This window comes from Paramagnetospirillum marisnigri (genome assembly GCF_001650715.1).
Taxonomy (GTDB): domain Bacteria; phylum Pseudomonadota; class Alphaproteobacteria; order Rhodospirillales; family Magnetospirillaceae; genus Phaeospirillum; species Phaeospirillum marisnigri.
Genome location: NZ_LWQT01000077.1, coordinates 14,392 through 34,177, shown reverse-complemented (window position 1 = coordinate 34,177; position 19,786 = coordinate 14,392). Strand labels below are relative to the sequence as shown.

21 protein-coding genes and 1 other RNA gene are annotated in these 19,786 nt (G+C 66.6%); 9 read left to right on the top strand and 13 right to left on the bottom strand.

Annotation, left to right across the window (positions count from 1 at the left end; genetic code table 11):
• Positions 1 to 6 precede the first annotated feature (6 nt).
• Together ubiE and ubiB are read left to right on the top strand one after the other, a co-directional pair.
• Positions 7 to 765 carry a bifunctional demethylmenaquinone methyltransferase/2-methoxy-6-polyprenyl-1,4-benzoquinol methylase UbiE gene (ubiE, locus tag A6A04_RS14500; RefSeq protein ID WP_068494092.1) on the top strand — a complete coding sequence of 253 codons (759 nt, stop codon included), beginning with the start codon at positions 7 to 9 and terminating at the stop codon, positions 763 to 765.
• A gap of 92 nt (positions 766 to 857) precedes the next feature.
• Positions 858 to 2,399, top strand: a complete 1,542-nt coding sequence (gene ubiB / locus A6A04_RS14495; RefSeq protein ID WP_068494090.1) for a 2-polyprenylphenol 6-hydroxylase — start codon at positions 858 to 860, stop codon at positions 2,397 to 2,399.
• Between the two features lie 96 nt (positions 2,400 to 2,495).
• Here the strand turns inward: ubiB and gluQRS are convergent, their stop codons facing one another.
• Positions 2,496 to 3,332 (bottom strand): tRNA glutamyl-Q(34) synthetase GluQRS, encoded by an 837-nt coding sequence (gene gluQRS / locus A6A04_RS14490; protein WP_068494088.1) that lies wholly within the window; start codon positions 3,330 to 3,332, stop codon positions 2,496 to 2,498.
• Positions 3,333 to 3,414: 82 nt separating this feature from the next.
• Between gluQRS and A6A04_RS14485 the strand changes: the two genes are divergently transcribed.
• The 3 genes from A6A04_RS14485 to A6A04_RS14475 all read left to right on the top strand — a co-directional run bounded on the left by A6A04_RS14485 (position 3,415) and on the right by A6A04_RS14475 (position 5,060).
• A complete protein-coding gene (locus tag A6A04_RS14485; RefSeq protein ID WP_068494085.1) occupies positions 3,415 to 4,080 on the top strand; it encodes an alpha/beta hydrolase in 666 nt (221 codons plus the stop codon).
• A 39-nt stretch (positions 4,081 to 4,119) separates the two neighbouring features.
• An RNA gene (gene ffs, locus A6A04_RS14480) (signal recognition particle sRNA small type) lies at positions 4,120 to 4,217 on the top strand.
• Positions 4,218 to 4,304: 87 nt separating this feature from the next.
• The gene (locus A6A04_RS14475; RefSeq protein ID WP_068494083.1) at positions 4,305 to 5,060 is read left to right on the top strand and encodes a substrate-binding periplasmic protein; all 756 of its coding nucleotides are present in this window, start codon (positions 4,305 to 4,307) and stop codon (positions 5,058 to 5,060) included.
• A 6-nt stretch (positions 5,061 to 5,066) separates the two neighbouring features.
• On the opposite strand, the gene A6A04_RS14470 is transcribed toward A6A04_RS14475, so the two are convergent.
• On the bottom strand, positions 5,067 to 6,524 hold the full coding sequence (locus A6A04_RS14470; RefSeq protein ID WP_245651218.1) for a TrkH family potassium uptake protein: 1,458 nt from the start codon (positions 6,522 to 6,524) through the stop codon (positions 5,067 to 5,069).
• A 7-nt stretch (positions 6,525 to 6,531) separates the two neighbouring features.
• Positions 6,532 to 7,977, bottom strand: a complete 1,446-nt coding sequence (locus tag A6A04_RS14465; protein WP_245651217.1) for a TrkH family potassium uptake protein — start codon at positions 7,975 to 7,977, stop codon at positions 6,532 to 6,534.
• 154 nt (positions 7,978 to 8,131) lie between these two features.
• Between A6A04_RS14465 and A6A04_RS14460 the strand changes: the two genes are divergently transcribed.
• Positions 8,132 to 9,079, top strand: coding sequence for a UDP-glucuronic acid decarboxylase family protein (locus tag A6A04_RS14460; protein WP_068494079.1), 948 nt, complete (start codon positions 8,132 to 8,134; stop codon positions 9,077 to 9,079).
• Here A6A04_RS14460 and A6A04_RS14455 read toward each other — a convergent pair.
• The 3 genes from A6A04_RS14455 to A6A04_RS14445 are packed head-to-tail and all read right to left on the bottom strand — an operon-like array spanning position 9,076 to position 10,438.
• Positions 9,076 to 9,384: a hypothetical protein gene (locus A6A04_RS14455; RefSeq protein WP_068494077.1), complete on the bottom strand. Its 309-nt coding sequence runs from the start codon at positions 9,382 to 9,384 to the stop codon at positions 9,076 to 9,078. The genes A6A04_RS14460 and A6A04_RS14455 overlap by 4 nt on opposite strands.
• Positions 9,384 to 9,683 carry a hypothetical protein gene (locus A6A04_RS14450; RefSeq protein WP_068494075.1) on the bottom strand — a complete coding sequence of 100 codons (300 nt, stop codon included), beginning with the start codon at positions 9,681 to 9,683 and terminating at the stop codon, positions 9,384 to 9,386. Before A6A04_RS14450 ends, A6A04_RS14455 begins: the two co-directional genes overlap by 1 nt.
• 8 nt (positions 9,684 to 9,691) lie before the next feature.
• Positions 9,692 to 10,438, bottom strand: a complete 747-nt coding sequence (locus A6A04_RS14445) for a tetratricopeptide repeat protein (RefSeq protein ID WP_068494073.1) — start codon at positions 10,436 to 10,438, stop codon at positions 9,692 to 9,694.
• Between the two features lie 116 nt (positions 10,439 to 10,554).
• Between A6A04_RS14445 and A6A04_RS14440 the strand changes: the two genes are divergently transcribed.
• A complete protein-coding gene (locus tag A6A04_RS14440) occupies positions 10,555 to 11,409 on the top strand; it encodes an SDR family oxidoreductase (protein WP_068494071.1) in 855 nt (284 codons plus the stop codon).
• On the opposite strand, the gene A6A04_RS14435 is transcribed toward A6A04_RS14440, so the two are convergent.
• Positions 11,390 to 13,006: a tetratricopeptide repeat protein gene (locus A6A04_RS14435; RefSeq protein WP_068494069.1), complete on the bottom strand. Its 1,617-nt coding sequence runs from the start codon at positions 13,004 to 13,006 to the stop codon at positions 11,390 to 11,392. The genes A6A04_RS14440 and A6A04_RS14435 overlap by 20 nt on opposite strands.
• A 159-nt stretch (positions 13,007 to 13,165) precedes the next feature.
• On the opposite strand from A6A04_RS14435, the gene A6A04_RS14430 reads away from it, so the two are divergent.
• Positions 13,166 to 13,675, top strand: a complete 510-nt coding sequence (locus tag A6A04_RS14430; RefSeq protein ID WP_068494068.1) for an NUDIX hydrolase — start codon at positions 13,166 to 13,168, stop codon at positions 13,673 to 13,675.
• Positions 13,676 to 13,682: 7 nt separating this feature from the next.
• Here A6A04_RS14430 and A6A04_RS14425 read toward each other — a convergent pair whose 3' ends face one another.
• From A6A04_RS14425 to A6A04_RS14415, 3 genes are all read right to left on the bottom strand, one after another.
• Complete coding sequence (locus A6A04_RS14425) at positions 13,683 to 14,165, bottom strand: bacteriohemerythrin (protein ID WP_068494066.1); 483 nt, start codon at positions 14,163 to 14,165, stop codon at positions 13,683 to 13,685.
• 115 nt (positions 14,166 to 14,280) lie between these two features.
• Positions 14,281 to 15,138 (bottom strand): LysR family transcriptional regulator, encoded by an 858-nt coding sequence (locus tag A6A04_RS14420; protein WP_068494064.1) that lies wholly within the window; start codon positions 15,136 to 15,138, stop codon positions 14,281 to 14,283.
• Between the two features lie 154 nt (positions 15,139 to 15,292).
• The gene (locus A6A04_RS14415; RefSeq protein ID WP_068494062.1) at positions 15,293 to 15,655 is read right to left on the bottom strand and encodes an HPF/RaiA family ribosome-associated protein; all 363 of its coding nucleotides are present in this window, start codon (positions 15,653 to 15,655) and stop codon (positions 15,293 to 15,295) included.
• Between the two features lie 257 nt (positions 15,656 to 15,912).
• Here A6A04_RS14415 and htpG point away from each other — a divergent pair, with 257 nt between their 5' ends.
• Positions 15,913 to 17,778 (top strand): molecular chaperone HtpG, encoded by a 1,866-nt coding sequence (htpG, locus tag A6A04_RS14410; RefSeq protein ID WP_068494059.1) that lies wholly within the window; start codon positions 15,913 to 15,915, stop codon positions 17,776 to 17,778.
• A gap of 40 nt (positions 17,779 to 17,818) precedes the next feature.
• Here htpG and A6A04_RS14405 read toward each other — a convergent pair whose 3' ends face one another.
• The 3 genes from A6A04_RS14405 to A6A04_RS14395 all read right to left on the bottom strand — a co-directional run bounded on the left by A6A04_RS14405 (position 17,819) and on the right by A6A04_RS14395 (position 19,782).
• Positions 17,819 to 18,712 carry a M48 family metalloprotease gene (locus tag A6A04_RS14405; protein ID WP_068494057.1) on the bottom strand — a complete coding sequence of 298 codons (894 nt, stop codon included), beginning with the start codon at positions 18,710 to 18,712 and terminating at the stop codon, positions 17,819 to 17,821.
• 27 nt (positions 18,713 to 18,739) lie between these two features.
• Positions 18,740 to 19,198 carry an Hsp20 family protein gene (locus tag A6A04_RS14400; RefSeq protein WP_068494055.1) on the bottom strand — a complete coding sequence of 153 codons (459 nt, stop codon included), beginning with the start codon at positions 19,196 to 19,198 and terminating at the stop codon, positions 18,740 to 18,742.
• Positions 19,199 to 19,350: 152 nt separating this feature from the next.
• On the bottom strand, positions 19,351 to 19,782 hold the full coding sequence (locus tag A6A04_RS14395) for a CBS domain-containing protein (protein WP_068494054.1): 432 nt from the start codon (positions 19,780 to 19,782) through the stop codon (positions 19,351 to 19,353).
• Positions 19,783 to 19,786 lie beyond the last annotated feature (4 nt).

Sequence of the window (19,786 nt, the reverse complement as noted above, 5' to 3'; positions counted from 1 at the left end):
GGCCCCATGACCACTGAACATTCGCACACATCCGGTACCACCCATTTCGGTTTCCGCACCGTGGCCGAGGACGAGAAAGTCTCGCTGGTGCGCGGCGTTTTCGATTCGGTGGCATCGAAATACGACCTGATGAACGACCTGATGAGCGCGGGCGTCCACCGGCTGTGGAAGGCGACCTTCCTCGACATACTGCGCCCCCGTCCCGATCAGGTCCTGCTGGATGTGGGCGGCGGCACCGGCGATATCGCCTTCGGCTGGAAAAAGCGCGGTGGTGGCCCGGTCACCGTCTGCGACATCAACCGCGAGATGCTGGCGGTGGGGCGCGACCGCGCCCTTGACCGCAACATCCTGGACGGCGTCGGCTGGGTCTGTGGCAATGCCGAGGCCCTGCCCATCCCCGACCGCAGCGTCGACCGCTACACCATCGCCTTCTGTCTGCGCAACGTCACCCACTGGGACGCCGCCATCCGTGAGGCCTATCGCGTGCTGAGGCCGGGCGGGCGGTTCATGTGCCTGGAATTCTCCCATGTCATCGTGCCGGGCCTGAAGGAAGCCTATGACCGCTATTCCTTCTCGCTGCTGCCCAAGGTGGGCGAGATGGTCACCGGCAACCGCGACGCCTATCAGTATCTGGTGGAAAGCATCCGTAAGTTCCCGCCCCAGGAGGAATTGGCCGCCATGATCCGCGACGCCGGATTCTCGCAGGTGAGCGTGCGCAACCTGTCGGCCGGGATCGCCGCCATTCATTCCGGCTGGCGGATTTAGATGGCGGCGAAGACTCACCGCCGCCGCCATCCGGCCGCCATTGAGGCGGCGGCCAAGCGCCCGGATGGGCGCGCCCGGCGAGGGGCAATGCAATGATCCGCTCCATCCGCAACCTCAATCGCCTTCTGACCATCGGCCGGGTGCTGGCGCGCCACGACGCGCTGTTCCTGCTGGAAGAGATGCTGCCGCTGGCCCGTCACCTGTCGTCGCTGCTGCGCGGCGGTCGGCCTTCGGCCTCCACCGGGCGGCCGGGCGAGCGTCTGGCCGATGCCCTGACCGAACTCGGCCCCTCCTTCATCAAGCTGGGCCAGGCCCTGTCCACCCGCGCCGACCTGCTGGGCGAGGAGATGGCCGCCGACCTGTCCAATCTGCAAGACAAGCTGCCGCCGTTTCCCGCCACCGAGGCCCGCCAGATCATCGAGGAGGAGTTGGGCGCGCCGCTGTCGGCCCACTATTCCAGCTTCGACGATATGCCGGTGGCGGCGGCCTCCATCGCCCAGGTGCATTTCGCGGTGACCACCGAGGGCCGCGAAGTGGCGGTCAAGGTGCTGCGCCCCGGCGTCGAGGCCAAGTTCCGCCGCGATATCGACCTGCTGACTTGGCTGGCGGAATGGGCCGAACTGACCATGCCGCGCCTTCGTCGCCTGAAGCCGGTGGAGACGGTCAAGACCTTCGAGGATTCCGTCACCCTGGAAATGGACCTCCGCTTCGAGGCGGCGGCGGCGGCCGAACTGGCCGAGAACTTCCTGGGCGACGACAATTTCAAGGTGCCCGAGGTGGACTGGGTCCGTACCGGCAAGCGGTTGCTGACCCTGGAACGGGTGACGGGCATTCCGGTGGACGAGGTGGACCGCCTGCGGGCCGCCGGGCACGACCCCGTCGAGATCCTGGCCAAGGCCGCCGAGGCCATGTTCAACCAGGTGTTCCGCGACGGCTTCTTCCACGCCGACATGCATCCCGGCAACCTGTTCATCGGCTCCCAGGGCGAGCTGATCGCGGTGGATTTCGGCATCATGGGCCGGGTCGACCAGCGCACCCGGCGGTTCCTGGGCGAGATGCTGCTGGGCTTCCTGTCGGGCGATTACCGCAAGGTGGCGGAAGTGCATTTCGCCGCCGGATACGTGCCGTCCGACCAGTCCATCGATTCCTTCACCCAGGCCTGCCGCTCCATCGCCGAGCCCATCCTGGGCCGCCCGCTGCACGAGATTTCCATCGCCAAGCTGCTGGGGCAGCTGTTCCAGGTCACCGAGACCTTCGCCATGGAAACCCAGCCGCAACTTTTGCTGTTGCAAAAAAGCATGCTGGTGGCCGAAGGCGTCGGGCGCATCCTCGATCCCCAAATCAATATGTGGCAGTTGGCCCAGCCGCTGATCGAGGGCTGGATGCGCTCCAATCTTGGTCCCGAGGCCAAGATCCGCGAGGCCGCCACCAATGTGATGGGCTCGCTGGAACGGCTGCCGCGCCTGCTGGCCGAGACCGAGAAGACCTATTCCATGATGGTCAATCAGGGCCTGAAGCTGCATCCCGATACAGTTCGGCACATCTTCGGCGAACAGCGCCGCAAGTCACCGCTCTCCGGCCTGCTGCCCTGGGTGCTGGCCGCCGTCCTGGCGATCCTGCTGATCACGAAGTAGGGTTCTGGCCCCCCTCCCGACCTCCCCCCGGCAAGCCGGGGGGAGGGGGAAGCCCTCTCTCCCTCCCCCGCCGGAGGTGGGGTGGGGGCGCTTTCCTCAGGCGAACCCCGCCATTCGCCGCACATCATCCGCCGATCTGCCCGCCTCGCTCAGGGATCGCAGCGTCAGCGCCTTGTCGCGCTTGGCCAGCCTGCGGCCCTGCTCGTCCAGCAGCAGGCGGTGATGGGCGTAGGCGGGAGTGGGCAGGTCCAGCAGCGCCTGCAACAGCCGATGGATATGGGTTGCCTCGAACAGGTCGACCCCCCGGGTCACCAGGGTGATGCCCTGGAGCGCGTCGTCCACGGTGACCGACAGGTGATAGCTGGCGGGGGTGTCCTTGCGGGCCAGCACCACGTCGCCGAACAACTCGGGCCGCGCCACCACCAGCCCGGCCTCGCGGTCGCTCCAGGCCAGCTTCCCCGTCCGGTGCCGGGCCTCGGCCGTGTCAAGCCGCAGGGCATAGGCCTCGCCGGCGGCGATGCGCTCGGCGCGCTCGGCCGCCGACAGGGCGCGGCAGGTGCCGGGATAGAGCGGGCCGTCGGGGCCGTGGGGAGCATGACCGGCGGCCTCGACCTCGCGCGCGATGTCCTTGCGGGTGCAAAAGCAGGGATAGAGCAGGCCCTCGCCCTCCAGCCGGGCCAGGGCGGAACGGTAGTCGTCGAAATGCTCGGACTGCCGCCGCACCGGCTGCTCCCAGTCCAGCCCCAGCCAGGCCAGGTCGACGAGAATGGCGTCGGTGAATTCGGCGCGGCATCGGGTCCGGTCGATATCCTCGATGCGCAGGATGAAACGCCCGCCCGCCCGTCGGGCCTCGCCATGGGCGAACAGGGCGGAATGGGCGTGGCCGAGATGCAGCTCGCCGGTGGGGCTGGGGGCGAAACGGGTGACGATCACGGGCGGGGTCGCAGTTTGGATTGGTGCGAAAGAGCAGAGCATAGCATAGTGCTGGCCCCGATCTCATCCGACAGGAGCCCTCATGCCATCCCATCCCCCCACCCTGACCGGCCCCAGCGTCGACCCCGCCTCGGGCGGCCCGGCGGCGCAACTGGTGGTGCTGCTGCACGGCGTGGGCGTGGATGGTAGCGACCTGATCGAGCTGGCGCCGTTCCTGGCCACCATCCTGCCCGATGCCGCCTTCGTCGCCCCCGACGCGCCCCAGGCATTCGACATGGCGCCGTTCGGCCGCCAGTGGTTCAGCCTGCAGGACCGCACCTCCACAGTGATCGCGGCTGGCGTGCGCGAGACCGCGCCGATCCTCGACGCCTTCATCGACGAGCAACTGGCCAAGTGGGGCGTCGGCGAATCCGACCTGGCCCTGGTGGGCTTCAGCCAGGGCACCATGATGGCGCTGCATGTGGCTCTGCGCCGCGCCAAGGCACCCGCCGCCGTGGTCGGCTTTTCCGGCGCCTTGGTGGATGCCGCCTCGCTGCCCGCCGAGATCACCGCCCGGCCCCGGGTGCTGCTGATCCACGGCGAGGATGACGAGGTGGTCAATCCCGCCAGCCTGCCCACGGCGGAACAGGCCCTGACCTCGGTGGGCGTGCCCGTGTTGACCGAACTGCGCCCCGGCCTGGGCCACGGCATCGACGGACCCGGTGCCCAGCTGGCGCTGCGCTTCCTGGGCCAGGCCTTCGGAATCTAACGCTTGCAATCGGGGGCGGGGTGCCCGTATTTTCCCGGCGGGAGATCGGCGCGGACGGACTCGTCGCCAACCCGGTCAGGTCCGGAAGGAAGCAGCCGTAACGATTTCCGGTCCGGGTCGCTGTCCGGTCTCCCACCTTCCCGTCAGAATTAATCGCATCTCGATTCTTGACAGAATCGGCCCTACCGCGTTCCATCGAGCCTTGCCTCAGGATGGAACTGAATATGTGCCGCCTCGCCTGTCTCATCGGTTTCTCGCTGGCCTTGATCACCGCGCCCGCTGTCGCGCGCGAGGTCAATGTCGCCATCGGCCTGTCGCTGTCGCCCTATGTCATCCCCGAGGAAACCCGGGGCATGGAATACGACATCGTCAAGGAGGCCCTGGCCCTGGAGGGCCACACCCTGCGGCCCCATTACATGCCCCAGGGGCGGGTCGCCAAGGAGTTGGGGGGCGGGCAGTTGGAAGCGGCCCTGACCCAGCGCATGGAGGTCGGGCTGCCCGCTCATTATTCCGACGTCTACATCACCTATCAGAACTTCGCCATCACCCTGGCCAGCCGCAATCTGGCTGTCGACAAGGAAGAGGATCTGGCGGGCAAGTCGATCATCGCCTTCCAGCGGGCCGCCCTGTATCTGGGGCCGCGCTTCAAGGCCGTGGTCGAGGCCAATCCCCTTTATCGGGAGGAAAGCCGCCAGGTGGTACAGCCCATCATGCTGTATCTCGACCGTATCGACGTGGTGATCGCGGATCGCAACATCTTCAACTGGTTCGCCCATCAGCCCGAGGTCGCCGCCAAGGTCGACACCCGTCAACCCCTGCGGTTCCACCCGCTGTTCCCCCCCACCGATTACCGCATGGCCTTCCGCGACGAGGGCTTGCGCGACGCCTTCAACCGGGGACTGGCCAAGCTGCGGGCCAGCGGCGCCTATGATCGCATCGTCAGGGCCTATACGCCGGTGATGGCGGCGGAAGCCAGGTAGCCCGGACTACTGCCGCCAGAAGGCGGGGACGAACAGCACCAGCATCGGGAACATTTCCAGCCGCCCGAACACCATGCCCAGCGCCAGCAGCCATTTGGCGGTATCGGGCAGCGCGGCATAGGTGGAGCCTGGACCGATCTCGCCTCCCAGGCCGGGGCCGAGATTGGCCAGGGCCGAGGCGGCGCCGGAAATGGCGGTGGTGAAATCCAGCCCCAGGAAGGCCAGCGCCATGGACAGCATGGCGAAGGCCAGGGCGTAGACGAACAGGAAGCCCATCACCGAGGCCAACACGTCCTCGGGGATGGGGCGACGGTTGAAGCTGGGGATCAGCACGGCGTGGGGCCGCAACAGCCGACGCAACTGCACCAGGGCGTCGGCGAACAGGAACTGGAAGCGGAAGACCTTGACCCCGCCCGAGGTCGACCCGGCGCAGCCGCCGACAAAGGCCAGGAACAGCAGGATGGCGGCGGGCAGCCCTCCCCAGTTGCCGTATTCCAGGGTGAACAGGCCGGTGCCGGTCATCACCGAGATGGCGGTGAAGCTGCCCGAACGCAGCGCATCCCACGGCGCCAGCCCCTTGCTGGCCGTCAGCCAAGCCGAAACCCCCAGGCAGCCGAGTGCCATCAGTCCGAAATACCAGCGCAACTGGCCGTCCTTGGTCCAGGCCCGCGGATTGCCCTGGGACATCTGGAAGAACAGCAGGAAGGGCAACCCTCCCAGCACCATGCCCACCATCACCACCAGTTCCACCGCGCGATTGTCGAAATGGCCGATGGAGGCGTCCGAGGTGGAAAAACCGCCGGTGGACAGGGTGGACATGGCGTTGGCCAGCGCCTCGAAGCCAGTCATGCCCGCCACCCACAGGGCCAGGGCCAGCAGCCCGGTCAGCCCGGCATAGACCGCCACGATCACCAGGGCGATGCGTCGGGTGCGGCTGGTGGCGCGCTCGGCGGGGCCGGGGACTTCCAGGCGGAACATCTGCATGCCGCCGATGGCCAGGTCGGGCAGCACCGCCACCGCCATGGCGATCACCCCCAGTCCGCCCAGCCAGTTGAGCAGCACCCGCCACAGCAGCAAACCGCGCGGCAGGGCGTCCAGCCCGTGGATCACCGTCGCCCCGGTGGAGGTCAGGCCGCTGACCGCCTCGAAGACGGCATCGGTGAAATCCATCTGCAACGGCCCATAGATGAAGGGCAGGGCGGCGAACAGTCCCGGCACCGTCCAGCCGAACACGGTGGCGAGAAAGGTCTGGCGCAGGCTGCGGCGATGGGAGCCGGTATGGGTTCCCAGCACCAGCAGCAGCCCGGCGAACAGGGTCAGCCCGCTCGAGACCGCGAAGACCCGCCATTCGGCGTGGTTGTCGCGATAATCCAGCAGGGCGGGGCCGACCATGGCCATCGCCAGGACGCAGAGCAGGGCGCCAATGACCTGGAAGACGGGACGAAGGTCGATGATCGCGAACACGGCCGCCTTACTCCCGCCAATAGCTGCGCGAGAACAGCACCGCCACGGTGAACAGTTCCAGGCGCCCCAGCATCATCTCGAAGGACAGGATCCACTTGGCGGCCTCGGGCAGGCCGCGATAGCTGCCCATGGGGCCGATGGTACTCCCGACCCCCGGCCCCACATTGCCCAGGGCCGATGCCGAGCCCGACAAGGCGGTGACCAGATCGACCCCCACCATGGTCAGCGCCAGGGCGAAGGCGGCGAAGGTGAAGAAATACATCACCACGAAGCCCAGCACGGAATCCAGCACCGCCTGGCCGATGGGACGCTGATTGTAGTGGATGACGAAGATGCCGTGGGGATGCAACAGCCGCTTCAGGTGAATGCCCGCCATGGCGAACAGCAGTTCCCAGCGGAAGATCTTGACGCCGCCGGCGGGCGAGCCGGTACAGCCGCCGATGAACAGCAGGACGAAGAACACTACATGGGCGAAGCCGCCCCAGGCGCTGTAATTGGTGGAAACGAAGCCGGTGGTGGTCACCACCGAGGTCACCGAGAAGGCGGCGTGACGCAACGCCACGCCCGGGCTCATGTCGTTGACCGCCCATTGCCACAGCGCCAGCACCCCCGCGAAGGCGCCCAGGAACATCAGATACCAATGGGTCTGGGCATCATCCAATACCTTGGGCCGCCAGTTCTTCCACGGGCCGATCCACAAGGTGAAGCTGGAGCCGCCCACCAGCATGGCGAAGATGGCCACCCATTGGACGGCGGTGTTCCAATGGGCCAGATTGGCGTCGGAGGTCGAGAAGCCGCCGGTGGACACCGCCGCCATGGCATGGCAGACGGCGTCGAAGCGGCCCATGCCCGCCGCCCAGAACGCCACTGCCGTCAGGGCGGTGAAGGCGGCGTAGATCAGGGTGATGGCGGTGGCCACCTGGGTGATGCGCGGCTTGATCTTGTCGGTCTTGTCCGAGCTTTCCATGCGGAAGACCTGCATGCCGCCGATGCGCAGCAGGGGCAGGATCACCACCGCCATGATGATGATGCCCTCGCCGCCCAGCCAGTTGAGCAGCGCCCGCCACAGCAAGATGCCCTTGGGGGCCTTGTCCAGGCCGATGATGACGGTGGCGCCGGTGGTGGTCAGGCCGCTCATGGCCTCGAACAGGGCATCGGTGGGCGACAGGCGCAGAGTGCTGAAGGCGAAGGGCAGGGCGGCGAAGGTGGCGGTCAGCAGCCAGGCGATCACCGGCAGCATGAAGGCCTGTCGCGGCGTCAGGCTTGGGCGGCCCTTGGGCCGCGCGCCGAAGACCAGGGCCAGGGCCACGAAACCGGTGGCCATGGCCGAAACCGCGAAGACCTTCCAGTCGCCATCGTCGGCCCGCAGGTCCACCACCGCCGGGAAGCCCATGGCGGCGGCAAGCACCAGCAGCAGAAAGCCGTTGACGAAAAGAACCGGCCGGATGTCCATCAAGTCTGAGCCCCTCGCCTTGATCCCAGACTCATGGCCTTGTTCGCGGGCACTGTCCAGCGAATCGTGAGAGGCGGCACGGGAATGGGATTGCCATTTGGCCCGGGCCGCCGTAACTAGGGGGCGTCAGGCGTCAAGAAGGCTGGGCCCAAGAATGAAATACGGTCGCAAACGTGTGCTGGTGACGGGGGGGGCCGGGTTCCTGGGCTCCCATCTGTGCGAACGGTTGCTGGCCGAGGGCTGCGACGTGCTGTGCGCCGACAACTTCTTCACCGGGGTGAAGGACAATATCGCCCATCTGCTGGGCAATCCCTATTTCGAGCTGATGCGCCACGACGTCACCTTCCCGCTGTTCGTGGAGGTGGACGAGATTTTCAATCTGGCCTGCCCGGCCTCGCCCATCCACTACCAGCGCGATCCGGTCCAGACCACCAAGACCTCGGTGCACGGCGCCATCAACGTGCTGGGCCTGGCGAAAAGGGTGGGGGCGAAGATCTTCCAGGCCTCCACCTCCGAGGTCTACGGCGATCCGGAAGTGCATCCCCAGACCGAGGACTACCGGGGCAACGTCAATCCCATCGGCCCGCGCGCCTGCTACGACGAGGGCAAGCGCTGCGCCGAGACCCTGTTCTTCGACTACTGGCGCCAGCACGCCCTGCGCATCAAGGTGGCGCGCATCTTCAACACCTACGGCCCGCGCATGCATCCCAATGACGGCCGCGTGGTCTCCAACTTCATCGTCCAGGCGCTCCAGGGCCAGGACATCACGCTCTATGGCGACGGCAGCCAGACCCGCTCGTTCTGCTTCGTCTCCGACCTGATCGAGGGTTTCATCCGGCTGATGAACTCCCCCGACGACGTCACCGGCCCCATCAATCTGGGCAATCCGCGCGAGATGACGGTGCGCGAACTGGCCGAGATGGTGGTCCGGATGGTGGGGTCCAAGTCGCAGATCGTCTATCGGCCGCTGCCCGCCGACGATCCCTTGCAGCGCCAGCCCAATATCTCGCTCGCCAAGGAAAAGCTGGGCTGGGAGCCCAAGGTTCCCCTGGAAGATGGTCTGGAACAGACCATCGCCTATTTCCGCAAGGTGGTGGGCTAAAGATTCTCGCGGGCGATGGCGCAGACCACCGCGTCCCACCATTCCAGCACCTGATGGGCGGCATTGACCGCCTCGGCCGGGGCCAGCGTCTTGATATCCGACTGGAACAGGGCCTGATGGGCCAGATCGTTCAGCATCTGGTTGGCCGACCACAGCGTCGGCCGGTCGGTACTGGCCACGCCGACCCGGGCCAGGGCGCGTCCCTCATAGACCAGGCTCACTTCCGTGTCGTCCACCTCCAGGCGGGCGAAGGGAACCGAGGGCAGCGAGCGGATCACGGCGATGATCTCGGCGGCGCTGGCCATCAGCTTGCCTTGGCGCTGTCGGCGAGAAGCGTCGCCAATTGCCGCACCTGATCCCAGTCCAGGAACTGGTCTCCCAGCCGGATGCCGCCATGGCTGGCGGTGGCGTGGAGCGCATGGTCGCTGGCCATCGGACTGAGATAGATCTCGGATTCGGCCGAGCGGCCATCACTCAGGGCAAGAAGCGCCAGGGCGATAGTCCCGGCCTCGCGCGGCAACAGGTCCAGGGCGGGCGACCCGTCCGCCTGAAGGCGGATCAGCGTCCCCAGGGCGCGATGACGGAAGGTGGAGGCCTGGATCATGACCTTGGCTATTTCACCTTCACATCCATCAGTTCCAGATTGCGCCGGGCGGTGTCGGCGGCGGTGCTGTCGGGGACGGCGTTGATCACCTTCAGCCAGTCCTCGCGGGCTCCGGCGGTGTTGTCCTCCAGGCGGCGGATCATGCCGCGTTCCAGCAGGGCGTCGGGAACGCCGGGCTCCAGCACCAGGGCGCGGGCGATGTCATCCTTGGCCAAGTCCAGCTTGTCCATGTAGCGATAGGCGCTGGCGCGCAGCACCATAGCCTCGACCCGGTTGGGCTGGGTCTTGAGCACCTGGCTCAAGGCCTCCACCGCCTTGGGATAATGGGCTGCCTGGGCATAGACCACCGCCTTGTCCAGCAGCAGGTCGGGCTGGCCCGGCACCAGCGAAAGGCCGGTATCCAGGTCGGCCAGGGCCTTTTCCGGCTGTCCGGCATGCAGCCAGGCCTGGGCCGCCTGGGCCAGCATCTCGGCGCGCAGGGCGGGGGCGGCGCGGCTTTGGCTGGCCAGGGCTTCCAGCCGCGTTGCCGCCTCTTCCAGCTTGCCTAGTCCGATCAGCGCCACGGCGGCGCAGTGGCGTGCCGGTTCGCCGCCGCCCAGCGAGGTCCAGGCGATGGCTTCCTCCCAGCCCTCGTCGGGCTTGGTGCGGGCCAGATGCAGGCAGGTGCGGTATTCCTGGCGGGGATTGATGGCCTCGGCCCGCGCCGGCAGGGCGGCGAGCAGGAGGGGTGCCAAAAGGATGACGAGACGCTTCATGACGGCGTAGTGTCATCAAAAGCGGGGCGGATGCAAGGGGGACATGCGGATGGCCCCCACCCCAACCCTCCCCCGGCCGAGCCGGGGGAGGGAGCCCGGAAAGGGAGGATGACGAGGTGACACGTAAGTTCTTTCTGTTCGGGCTGGGTTTCTCCGGCCGGGTGATCGCCCGGACCCTGGCGGCGGCCGGGTGGCAGGTGACGGGCACCACCCGCTCGGGCGAGGCAGTGGATTTGCCCGGGGTCACGGTGCTGCCTTTCGACCGCGACCATCCGCTGGACCCTGCGTGCCTGGACGGGGTGGCGGCGGTCTTGTCCTCGGTGCCGCCGGACGCAATGGGAGACCCGGTGCTGGATGTGATGGGCGACGCCATCCGTGCCCGCGCCCCCGATTGGGTCGGCTATCTCTCCACCACCGGGGTTTATGGCGATCACGGCGGCGGCTGGGTGGACGAGGAGACGCCGGTCAATCCGTCGCTGGAGCGCTCGCGCCGCCGGGTCGCGGCCGAGCGGCAATGGCTGGAATTGGGGCTGGACCTGTCGGCCCATGTCTTCCGGCTGGCGGGAATCTATGGCCCCGGACGCTCCGCCATCGACACTGTGCGGGCGGGCGAGGCGAGGCGCATCAGCAAGCCCGGTCAGGTGTTCAGCCGTATCCATGTGGAGGATATCGCCAGCGCGGTGGCGGCCTCGCTGGCGCGTCCCCGTCCAGGGGGCATCTATAATCTGTGCGATGACGACGCGGCGCCGCCCCAAGAGGTGATCGCCCATGCCTGTGCCCTGCTGGGGGTGGAACCCCCGCCGGAACTTCCCTGGGAGGAGGCCAAATCGGTGCTGTCGCCCATGGCGCTCAGTTTCTATGCCGATAACAAGCGGGTCTCCAACCGGCGCATGAAGGAGGAGTTGGGGGTGCGGCTGAAATATCCCGGTTATCGCGAGGGCCTGGCCGCCATCATGGCCGACGCAGGATGACCACCAGGCCGGGAACCTCGGCCTCGGCCTCGCGGCGGGTGACCGCGTGGTCCATGCGGGCCAGGGCAAAGCCCGCCACCTGGGCCTTGGCGGCCACGTAATCCTCGGCATGGGCGTAGCGGTTCTTGGCTCCCAGCAGATAGGACGAACAATCCTCGGCCCGCTCCACCGTGAAGGCGAAGATGCCGCCGGGGCGAAGCGCGGCGAAACCGGCGTGAAGCACCGGTTCCAGATCACCGAAATAGACCAGCACGTCGGCGGCCACGATCAGGTCGTAGGTGGCGGGACGGGTGGTCAGCGCCGCGCCAAGCTCGCCCACGGCCAAATCGTCATACAGGCCCCGGGCGCGGGCCTTGTCCACCATGGCGGGCGACAGGTCGATGCCGTCGAGCCGTCCGGCCAGGGGCCGCAAGACCGGCGCGGCCAGGCCGGTGCCGCAACCGGCATCCAGCACGGCCAGCCCGGTCTTGCGGACCAGATCCCGTTCCAATGCTTCGGCCAGCAGCGCCGGAGCACGATAGCCCAGCCGGTTGACCAGGGCGCTGTCGAAGGTCTCGGCATAGTCGTCGAACAACTGGCGCACATAGGCGTCGGGGGCGCGTTGCGGCACCGGCGCCCCGCCGGTCAGGGCAAGGCCCAGGGCGGCGCCGTGGGTATCGTCGGGGTCGAGTTCGAGGCAGCGGCGATAATGGGCGGTCGCCTTGGCGGTTTCGCCCAGCAGGCGGCGCGCCTCGGCCAGGCACCAATGGGCGTCCACCGAATCCGGCTCGGCGGTGACGGCGCGCTCGAAGGCGGCGGCGGCTCCTTCCGGCATGCCCTGGGCGTTGCGGATCAATCCCAGCTCCATCCAGCCGACCGCGTCGCGCGGCGCGAGCTTGGCGGCCTGCTCGGCCTGGATACGCGCCTCGTCCAGCCGCCCCATCTCGCGCAGGGCACCGGCCAGATTGGCCCGGGTGGCGGCATGGTCGCGGCGCAGGTCCACCGCTCCGGACAACAGGGCGGCGGCCCGCTCCGCCTCGCCCAGGCGCCGCAGCACCAGACCGTAATTGTGCAGTGCCACCCCCCAGTCGGGCCGCAGCGCCAGGGCCCGTTCCAGATAGCCCCGCGCCTCGCGGTCCTCGCCCTGTTGATGCAGCAAGGCGCCCAGGGCGCACAGGGCCTCGGCATGGTTGGGATTGACGGCGATGGCATGGCGGCCATGATCCAGCGCCTGGCTGGCCTTGCCGGTGCGGGCCAGCAGCGCCGCCAGGCGGGCATGGGCCTCGGCATGGTCTGGCTCGGTGATCAGGACGGCGCGATACTGGACGATGGCCGCGTTCAGGCTGTTCTGAGCCTCCAGGGCACGGCCCAGCGCCAGTCGCGGCACCGATTGGTTGGGGTCGGCGGCCACTGCCCGCGACAGATGTTCGGACGCCTTGCGGGCCTGGCCCTGGGACAGGGCGATGGCGCCCAGCAGGTAATGGGCGCCGCCGAATCCGGGATTGGCATCGGCGATCAGCCGGGCCAGCCTGCGGGCCTCGGTGGCATTGCCCGATTCCCAGGTACGCATGGCCTGGGCGAAGGCATCGCTGACCGACAGGGAAAACTGTCTAGCCATGGCTTTTCCGAATGAGACAGATCAGGCAATAGCGCAAGCAACCCTCCGCCTGGTTGAACAGCCGATCCATCCCCACGCGTGAAGGGTAACCCGACCATGGGGGGTTGGCTAGCATCCTCGACACATGACAGACAAGAGAAATTCGGCGACACTGCCCCAATGAAACCATCCGGCCCTACCATTCGGACTATCCCCGACGGCGACGACCGCGAACGCCTGGTCTGCGGCGACTGTGGCTTCGTGATGTACGAGAATCCCAAGGTGATCGTCGGCGCGGTCTGCACCTGGCAGGATCGTTACCTGCTGGTGCGTCGCGCCATCGAGCCCCGCCTGGGCTATTGGACCATGCCGGTGGGGTACATGGAACTGGGAGAGACCACCGAGCAGGGAGCGGCGCGCGAGGTTTGGGAAGAGGCCCAGGCCAGGGTCGAGGTCGACGGCTTGCTGACCATCACCTCCATCCCCCAGATCAGCCAGGTCCACCTGATCTACCGCGCCCGCATGCTTGACGACCGGTTCGCCGCCGGTCCGGAAAGCCTGGAGGTGGCCCTGCTGTCCTGGGACGACATTCCCTGGGACTCCCTGGCCTATCCCAATGTCCGGGCTTCATTGGAATACGAGCGCGAGGTCAAGGGCGTGGCGGCTTTCCCGCCACTGACCCGCTCCTGACTCCGTTTCACCGCACCCCGGCGATCTGTTCCGACACGGCGATGGCGGCCCGCTGGCGCTTTCGGGCCTCGGCCTCCTCGGCCTGCTGCTTCAGGACATAGGGCTTCATCCGCAGGTCGGACTGGATGATGTGATCCACCAGCCATTCCCGCAGGAACTTGCCCAGGTCGCGGATCATGCGGTCGCGCTCCTCGCCCCGGGCGGCGGTATAGGTCTGGACGATGCCGGTCAGTTGCCGCAGCACGTCACGGTGACCGTGACGGTGGGACTCGTGGTAGGGATAGCGGATCTTCAGCTGGATATCTTCTTCGCGCTTGAAATGCTCGCCGGTGTATTCCACCAGTCCCAGCAGCACCCGCGCCACCTTCTTGTGGTCGATAGTGCCGACGATGGCAGCTTCGAAGACGTTGATCATCTCCACCAGATGCCGGTGATCGGCATCAATGACGGGGTCCCCCACGCTCATGGCATCGCGCCACGCGATCGACATACCTTGATCCCCCAAAGGAGGGCACCCATCCCAATAAGGGTAATACCCGATCCTTTCTCGGCCATCCATAACCGAAAGGTTATGTGGTCCGGGGGAGTCTAATGCGAAGGTTTGGCTACTCTTCGTTTTCCAGCGAGGCGACGTAGCGCAACCCGTCCAGCGCGGTGGCGAACCAGTCCTCGCGGGCTTCGTCCTCGGCATGGACCAGATAGGCGGGGCGGCGGAATTCCGGCGCCTGGCTGACCAGGAACAGTCGGCCCGCCGCCAGATAGCTGCGCGCCACCCGCATGGGCAGATAGCCGGTGCCGCCATAGGCCAGGATATGCTGCAGGCCCAGCGCGCCCAGACCCACCGACACCGCCGGAGTCTTGAGGTCGGGGAAGGCCTGGCTGTGGGCGGCGCGGAATTCCGGCCCCCAATCCACCAGCACGTAATCCACGTCCCATTCCTCCACCGAGCGGCGCCGGGTGGAGACCATCACCAGGCGTTCCTCCAGCAGCTTCTCGATATGCAGGCCGGGGCGCGAGGTCGGCGAATACATCACCCCCACATCCAGCAGGCCTTCCATCAACTGGCGCATCAAGCCGTCCGACAGCCCGACCTCGGCCTTCAGGGCGACATCGGGCATGGCGGTGCGCATCCAGGGAATCCACTGCACCAGCAGCCGGTCCCACAGCGAGAACTGGCCGCCGATATTCAAGACGGTGCGAAAGCCCGGCGGCAGCGCCAGTTCCTGGCGGGCCTGTTCCCAGACCCGGACCATGGTGGTGGCATAGCGGCGGAACTGCAGCCCGGCGGCGGTCAGTTGCGTGCCGGATTTGGACCGCACGAACAGCGGGCGCCCCAATTCGTCCTCCAGCGCCTTGATGCGCATGCTGACGGTGGATTGGGTGACGGAAAGCCGTTCGGCGGCCTTGTTGAAATTGCCGGTGTCGACGATTTCGAGGAAGGTTCTGGCGAGGTCGATGTTCATGGCTGGTCCGGTGGGCGCCGGTTATGCTGCGCCGCAATATCGAACAGCCTTGTACATGAACTAAGGGCGCGCTTCAACCTTGCGCGGAGTTCAGTTCAAAAAATTTGATGCATGGGTGGGTTTGCCCCACCCATGCAGGTCGGTCAGATCACGATCAGGCGCGGGCGCGTGCCTTCACGTCGCCGCGCATGCGCTCGACATATTCCTTCAGCTGACGCTCCATGCTGGCGAAGGTTTCGCGCAGGGCCACATAGATGTCTTCGTTGACGTGGCTGTCCTTGGGGTCGCGCTTCACCACCAGTTCGGTGCCGGGCACGGTGATGTCGAGGCGAATATGGAAGGGTTCCCCTTTGTGATGAAGGTTGGAGGTGTTGCGGTGGTGCGACTCGATCACGATGCGGCAGCTGGTGATCCGATCGCAGAGTTGCTCCAGTTTAGCCACCTTTTCGCGGATGCGGGTTTCAACGGCGTCAGAGTGATCCACGCCGTGAAAGGTGATCTGGAGGGGAATCTGCATCAACGTCTCCATCAATATCAGTCGCTGGGTGGTCCGCCTTGGGCGGCTTCTAGGGCGACTTGGTTCTTTTTCCGCGCCCGCGAACGGTCGCTTGGGTGAAAATCGAGGGCATACATAACCGCTTGCGGGCGCTCGGGCAATGCCCCCGGAGCGAACCTTCATTGTCCGCGAGAATCGTCGGACTTGCAACCGTCCGAACCTGACCTCATATCAGGGCGCTTTCCTGTTCATAGCTTTCAAGTGGAGTCTCATTGGCCATGGCCGAAGAAAAGCGTCAATTCCAGGCGGAAGTCGGCAAGCTGCTCGATATCGTCGTGCACTCGCTCTACTCCAACAAGGAGATCTTCCTGCGCGAGCTGATCTCCAATGCCTCGGATTCCTGCGACCGGCTGCGCTACGGCGCCATCACCGAGCCCGACCTGCTGGCGGGCGATGCCGAATTTTGCATCCGCCTGATTCCCGATGCGGCGGCGGGCACGCTCACCATCGCCGATAACGGCATGGGCATGAACCATGACGAACTGATCGCCAATCTGGGCACCATCGCCAAGTCCGGCACTTCGGAATTCCTGGCGCGGCTGACCGGCGACGCCAAGAAGGACGTCAACCTGATCGGCCAGTTCGGCGTCGGCTTCTACTCCGCCTTCATGGTGGCCGACGAAGTGACGGTGGTCAGCCGCAAGGCGGGCGAGGCCAAGGGCTGGCGCTGGGTGTCGGACGGCAAGGGCGAGTTCACCGTCTCCGAGGCCCCCGAGGCGACGCGCGGCGCGTCCATCACGCTACGCTTGCGCGAAGGCGAGACGGAGTTCACCGAGGCCTTCCGGCTGAAATCCATCGTCAAGCGCTACTCCGACCACATCGCCATCCCGGTGCGCCTGAAAGAGGCGGACAAGGACGAGGAAACCATCAATTCCGCCAGCGCCCTGTGGACCCGGTCCAAGTCCGAGATCACGCCCGAGCAGTACAAGGAATTCTACCACCACGTCGCCCATGCCTTCGACGAGCCGTGGTCGACGCTGCACTACAAGGCGGAAGGGGCCATCGAATATACCGGCCTGCTGTTCATCCCGTCGTCCAAGCCGTTCGACATCTTCCATCCCGACCGCAAGCAGCATGTGAAGCTCTATGTCCGCCGCGTCTTCATCACCGATGACTGCGAGGAACTGCTGCCGCCTTACCTGCGCTTCGTCAAGGGCGTGGTCGACAGCCAGGACCTGCCGCTCAATGTCAGCCGCGAGATGCTGCAGCACAATCCGGTGCTGGCCAAGATCCGCTCCGGCCTGGTCAAGCGGGTGCTGGGCGAACTGAAGAAGAAGGCCGAGGACGCCGAGGGCGGCTTCGAGACCTTCTGGGAGACCTTCGGCGCCGTGCTGAAGGAAGGCATCTACGAGGATTTCGAGCGCCGCGACGACATCCTGGAACTGTGCCGCTTCCGTACCACCCATGGCGATGGCTGGACCACCCTCGCCGACTATGTGGGGCGCATGAAGGAAGGCCAGGACGCCATCTACACCATCACCGGCGACGATCTGGCCAAGCTGAAGCAGAGCCCGCAACTGGAAGGCTTTATCGCCAAGGGCGTCGAGGTGCTGCTGCTGACCGATCCCATCGACGAGTTCTGGGTGTCGGCCATTCCGCGCTACCAGGACAAGGAGCTGCGCTCGGTCACCGCTTCGGGTGCCGACCTCTCCAAGGTCAAGGCCCCCGAGGGCGCCGAGGACAAGGCGGCCGATGAGGCTCCGGCGGGCGAGGTCACCACCCTGATCGAGGCGCTGAAGCTGTCGCTGGGCGACAAGGTCAAGGACGTCAAGGTGTCGGAGCGCCTGACCGAATCCGCCGTCTGCCTGGTGGCCGATTCGGGCGATATGAGCATGCATCTGGAAAAGCTGCTGCGCGCCCATGGCCAGGGTCCGGGCGAAAAGCCCCGCATCCTGGAGATCAACCCCCGCCACGGCCTGATCAAGGGCCTGGCCGCCAAGGTCGCCGCCGCAGGCACCGGCCCGCTGGTGGACGACATGGCTGCCCTGCTGCTGGATCAGGCCCGCATCGTCGAGGGCGAGCCCCCGGCCGACCCCGCTGCCTTTGCCCGGCGTCTGGTCTCGGTGATGGAAAAGGGGCTGTAGGAAAAGGAAAGGGGGGCGGGTGCTTCGCCCGCCTCCCTTGCTACTCCCTGATCCCCGACCGCATCAGCATTCCGAACATCTCCCACGGCCCCGGGCGGCGGGGTGGCGACAGCTCGCGCAGGCGTTCGATGCGTTCCGGAATGGTGGGATGGGTGCGGATCAGGCTGAGGTCGAGGGCGCCACGGCGGTCCCAGTGGCCGCCCAGGCGGGACAGAACCGCGATCAGGGCCTCGGGGTCGCCGGTCAATTCGCAGGCGGTGGCGTCGGCGGCGAATTCGCGGGTGCGCGACAGCTTCAGGATCAGCAGGTCGCAGGCGATGGGGCCGAGCGTGATGGCGGCCAGGGCCAGGGGCGAGACCGAGGCGCCCAGTGCCATGGCCTCGGGCAGGTAGTAGACCAGCAGCAGCACGCTGGCCAGCGCCACGGCGCGGGTCAGGCGCCCGGCCATCTCGGCGAGGCGCAGGATGCGCAGATCGCCCGCCCGGATATGGCCGATCTCGTGGGCCAGAACGGCGGCGACCTCGCGGGGGCTCAAGCGGTACAGCAGCCCTTCCGACACCGCCACCGCCGCGTCACGGCCCCAGCCGGAGGACAGCGCCTGGATGCGGGCATCCGGGATGAGATAGAGCGGTGGGATGATATCGAGATCGGCGCGGCGGCTGAGTTCAGCATGAATCTGCCACAGCCGGGGCGCCAAGGCGGGGGGCAGCGGCCTGGCCCGCAGCAGATGGCGCATCACCGCCCCGGCGGCGTGGGGATGCAGCAGCAGACCCAAGCCGGTGCCCAGGGCGGACAGGGCAATACCCAGCCCGCCCGCCAGCATCCAGCCGATCAGGGCCATCAGGGAGAAGATCCCCGCCAGGATCAGCACCGTATCCCGCAGATTGCGGCGGCGCTGATCGGCGAGGGTGACGGGGTCGAGATGGAAGCGCATGGCGATTCCTCCGTCCCCGTCATGGGCTTAGGCCGCCTTGGACTCGATCAGCTTGGGATCGGCCTGGGCCTCGATCTTGATGGTGCGGGGCTTCATGGCCTCGGGGATTTCACGCACCAGATCCACATGCAGCAGGCCGTTGGCCAGGGCGGCGCGGTCGACCCGGATATGGTCGGCCAGTTCGAAACGGCGTTCGAACGAACGCCCGGCGATGCCGCGATGCAGGAATTCCACCTTGGGCTCCTCCTTGCGCAGCTTGCCGGAAATGACCAGGGTCTGGCCCTTGGAGGTGATCTCCAGGTCGCCCTCCTCGAAGCCAGCCACCGCCATGGTGATGCGATAGGCATCCTCGGAATGCTTCTCGATATTGTAGGGCGGATAGGACAGGGCGGATTCGTCCAGGCGGTTGGCCGTCTCCAACAGGTGGTTGAGATGGTCGAAACCGACGGTGGAGCGGAATAGGGGGGTAAGGTCGAAGGTACGCATTTCCAGTTCTCCTTTGCGAAGCAACCAGCTTGGACGCGGCGTCTTGCCGTCGCCCCGGAGCCCCGCATTCGGCGGCTCCGTGCAAACGAGATAGGATGGATTTCGGGGTCGTCAAGGGCCTCCCCCGACGCGGTCGGAGGAGGCCGGAAGACTTAGCTGGCGGTGACGTAGGCCCGCATGGCCTCGGCCTCGAACTCGGCCCGTTCCAGGCTGTTGGAGACCAGATCGCGGATGGAGACGATGCCGATCATCTTGCCGTTGTCGAACACCGGCATGTGGCGGAAATGATGGGTGGACATCTGGCTCATCACCGAGGCGACGCTGTCGGTGGCCTTGCAGACCAGCGGATTGCGGGTCATGTGCTCGCCCACCGGGGCTTCCAGCACGCCCGCGCCATGGGCGGCGAGACAGCGGGTGACGTCGCGTTCGGTAAAGATGCCCTGGGTGACGTCGTTGGCGTCGACCACCAGCACGGCGCCGACCTTGAACGAGGCCATGCCCTGAACCGCATCCATCATGGCCTTGGTCGGCAGGATCTTGAAAACCTTGTTGCCCTTCCTGGCGAGAATTTCCGAGACAAGCATGGAC

Bases quoted from the DNA above. Each gene is read 5' to 3' on its own strand.
- A6A04_RS14395 (WP_068494054.1), bottom strand. From the start codon at position 19,782: ATGCTTGTCTCGGAAATTCTCGCCAGGAAGGGCAACAAGGTTTTCAAG.
- A6A04_RS14450 (WP_068494075.1), bottom strand. From the start codon at position 9,683: ATGATCCAGGCCTCCACCTTCCGTCATCGCGCCCTGGGGACGCTGATC.
- A6A04_RS14465 (WP_245651217.1), bottom strand. From the start codon at position 7,977: ATGGACATCCGGCCGGTTCTTTTCGTCAACGGCTTTCTGCTGCTGGTG.
- A6A04_RS14435 (WP_068494069.1), bottom strand. From the start codon at position 13,006: ATGGCTAGACAGTTTTCCCTGTCGGTCAGCGATGCCTTCGCCCAGGCC.
- A6A04_RS14445 (WP_068494073.1), bottom strand. From the start codon at position 10,438: ATGAAGCGTCTCGTCATCCTTTTGGCACCCCTCCTGCTCGCCGCCCTG.
- ubiE (WP_068494092.1), top strand. From the start codon at position 7: ATGACCACTGAACATTCGCACACATCCGGTACCACCCATTTCGGTTTC.
- ubiB (WP_068494090.1), top strand. From the start codon at position 858: ATGATCCGCTCCATCCGCAACCTCAATCGCCTTCTGACCATCGGCCGG.
- A6A04_RS14400 (WP_068494055.1), bottom strand. From the start codon at position 19,198: ATGCGTACCTTCGACCTTACCCCCCTATTCCGCTCCACCGTCGGTTTC.
- A6A04_RS14460 (WP_068494079.1), top strand. From the start codon at position 8,132: ATGAAATACGGTCGCAAACGTGTGCTGGTGACGGGGGGGGCCGGGTTC.
- A6A04_RS14485 (WP_068494085.1), top strand. From the start codon at position 3,415: ATGCCATCCCATCCCCCCACCCTGACCGGCCCCAGCGTCGACCCCGCC.
- htpG (WP_068494059.1), top strand. From the start codon at position 15,913: ATGGCCGAAGAAAAGCGTCAATTCCAGGCGGAAGTCGGCAAGCTGCTC.
- A6A04_RS14430 (WP_068494068.1), top strand. From the start codon at position 13,166: ATGAAACCATCCGGCCCTACCATTCGGACTATCCCCGACGGCGACGAC.
- A6A04_RS14415 (WP_068494062.1), bottom strand. From the start codon at position 15,655: ATGCAGATTCCCCTCCAGATCACCTTTCACGGCGTGGATCACTCTGAC.
- A6A04_RS14455 (WP_068494077.1), bottom strand. From the start codon at position 9,384: ATGGCCAGCGCCGCCGAGATCATCGCCGTGATCCGCTCGCTGCCCTCG.
- A6A04_RS14405 (WP_068494057.1), bottom strand. From the start codon at position 18,712: ATGCGCTTCCATCTCGACCCCGTCACCCTCGCCGATCAGCGCCGCCGC.
- A6A04_RS14425 (WP_068494066.1), bottom strand. From the start codon at position 14,165: ATGTCGATCGCGTGGCGCGATGCCATGAGCGTGGGGGACCCCGTCATT.
- A6A04_RS14475 (WP_068494083.1), top strand. From the start codon at position 4,305: ATGTGCCGCCTCGCCTGTCTCATCGGTTTCTCGCTGGCCTTGATCACC.
- A6A04_RS14420 (WP_068494064.1), bottom strand. From the start codon at position 15,138: ATGAACATCGACCTCGCCAGAACCTTCCTCGAAATCGTCGACACCGGC.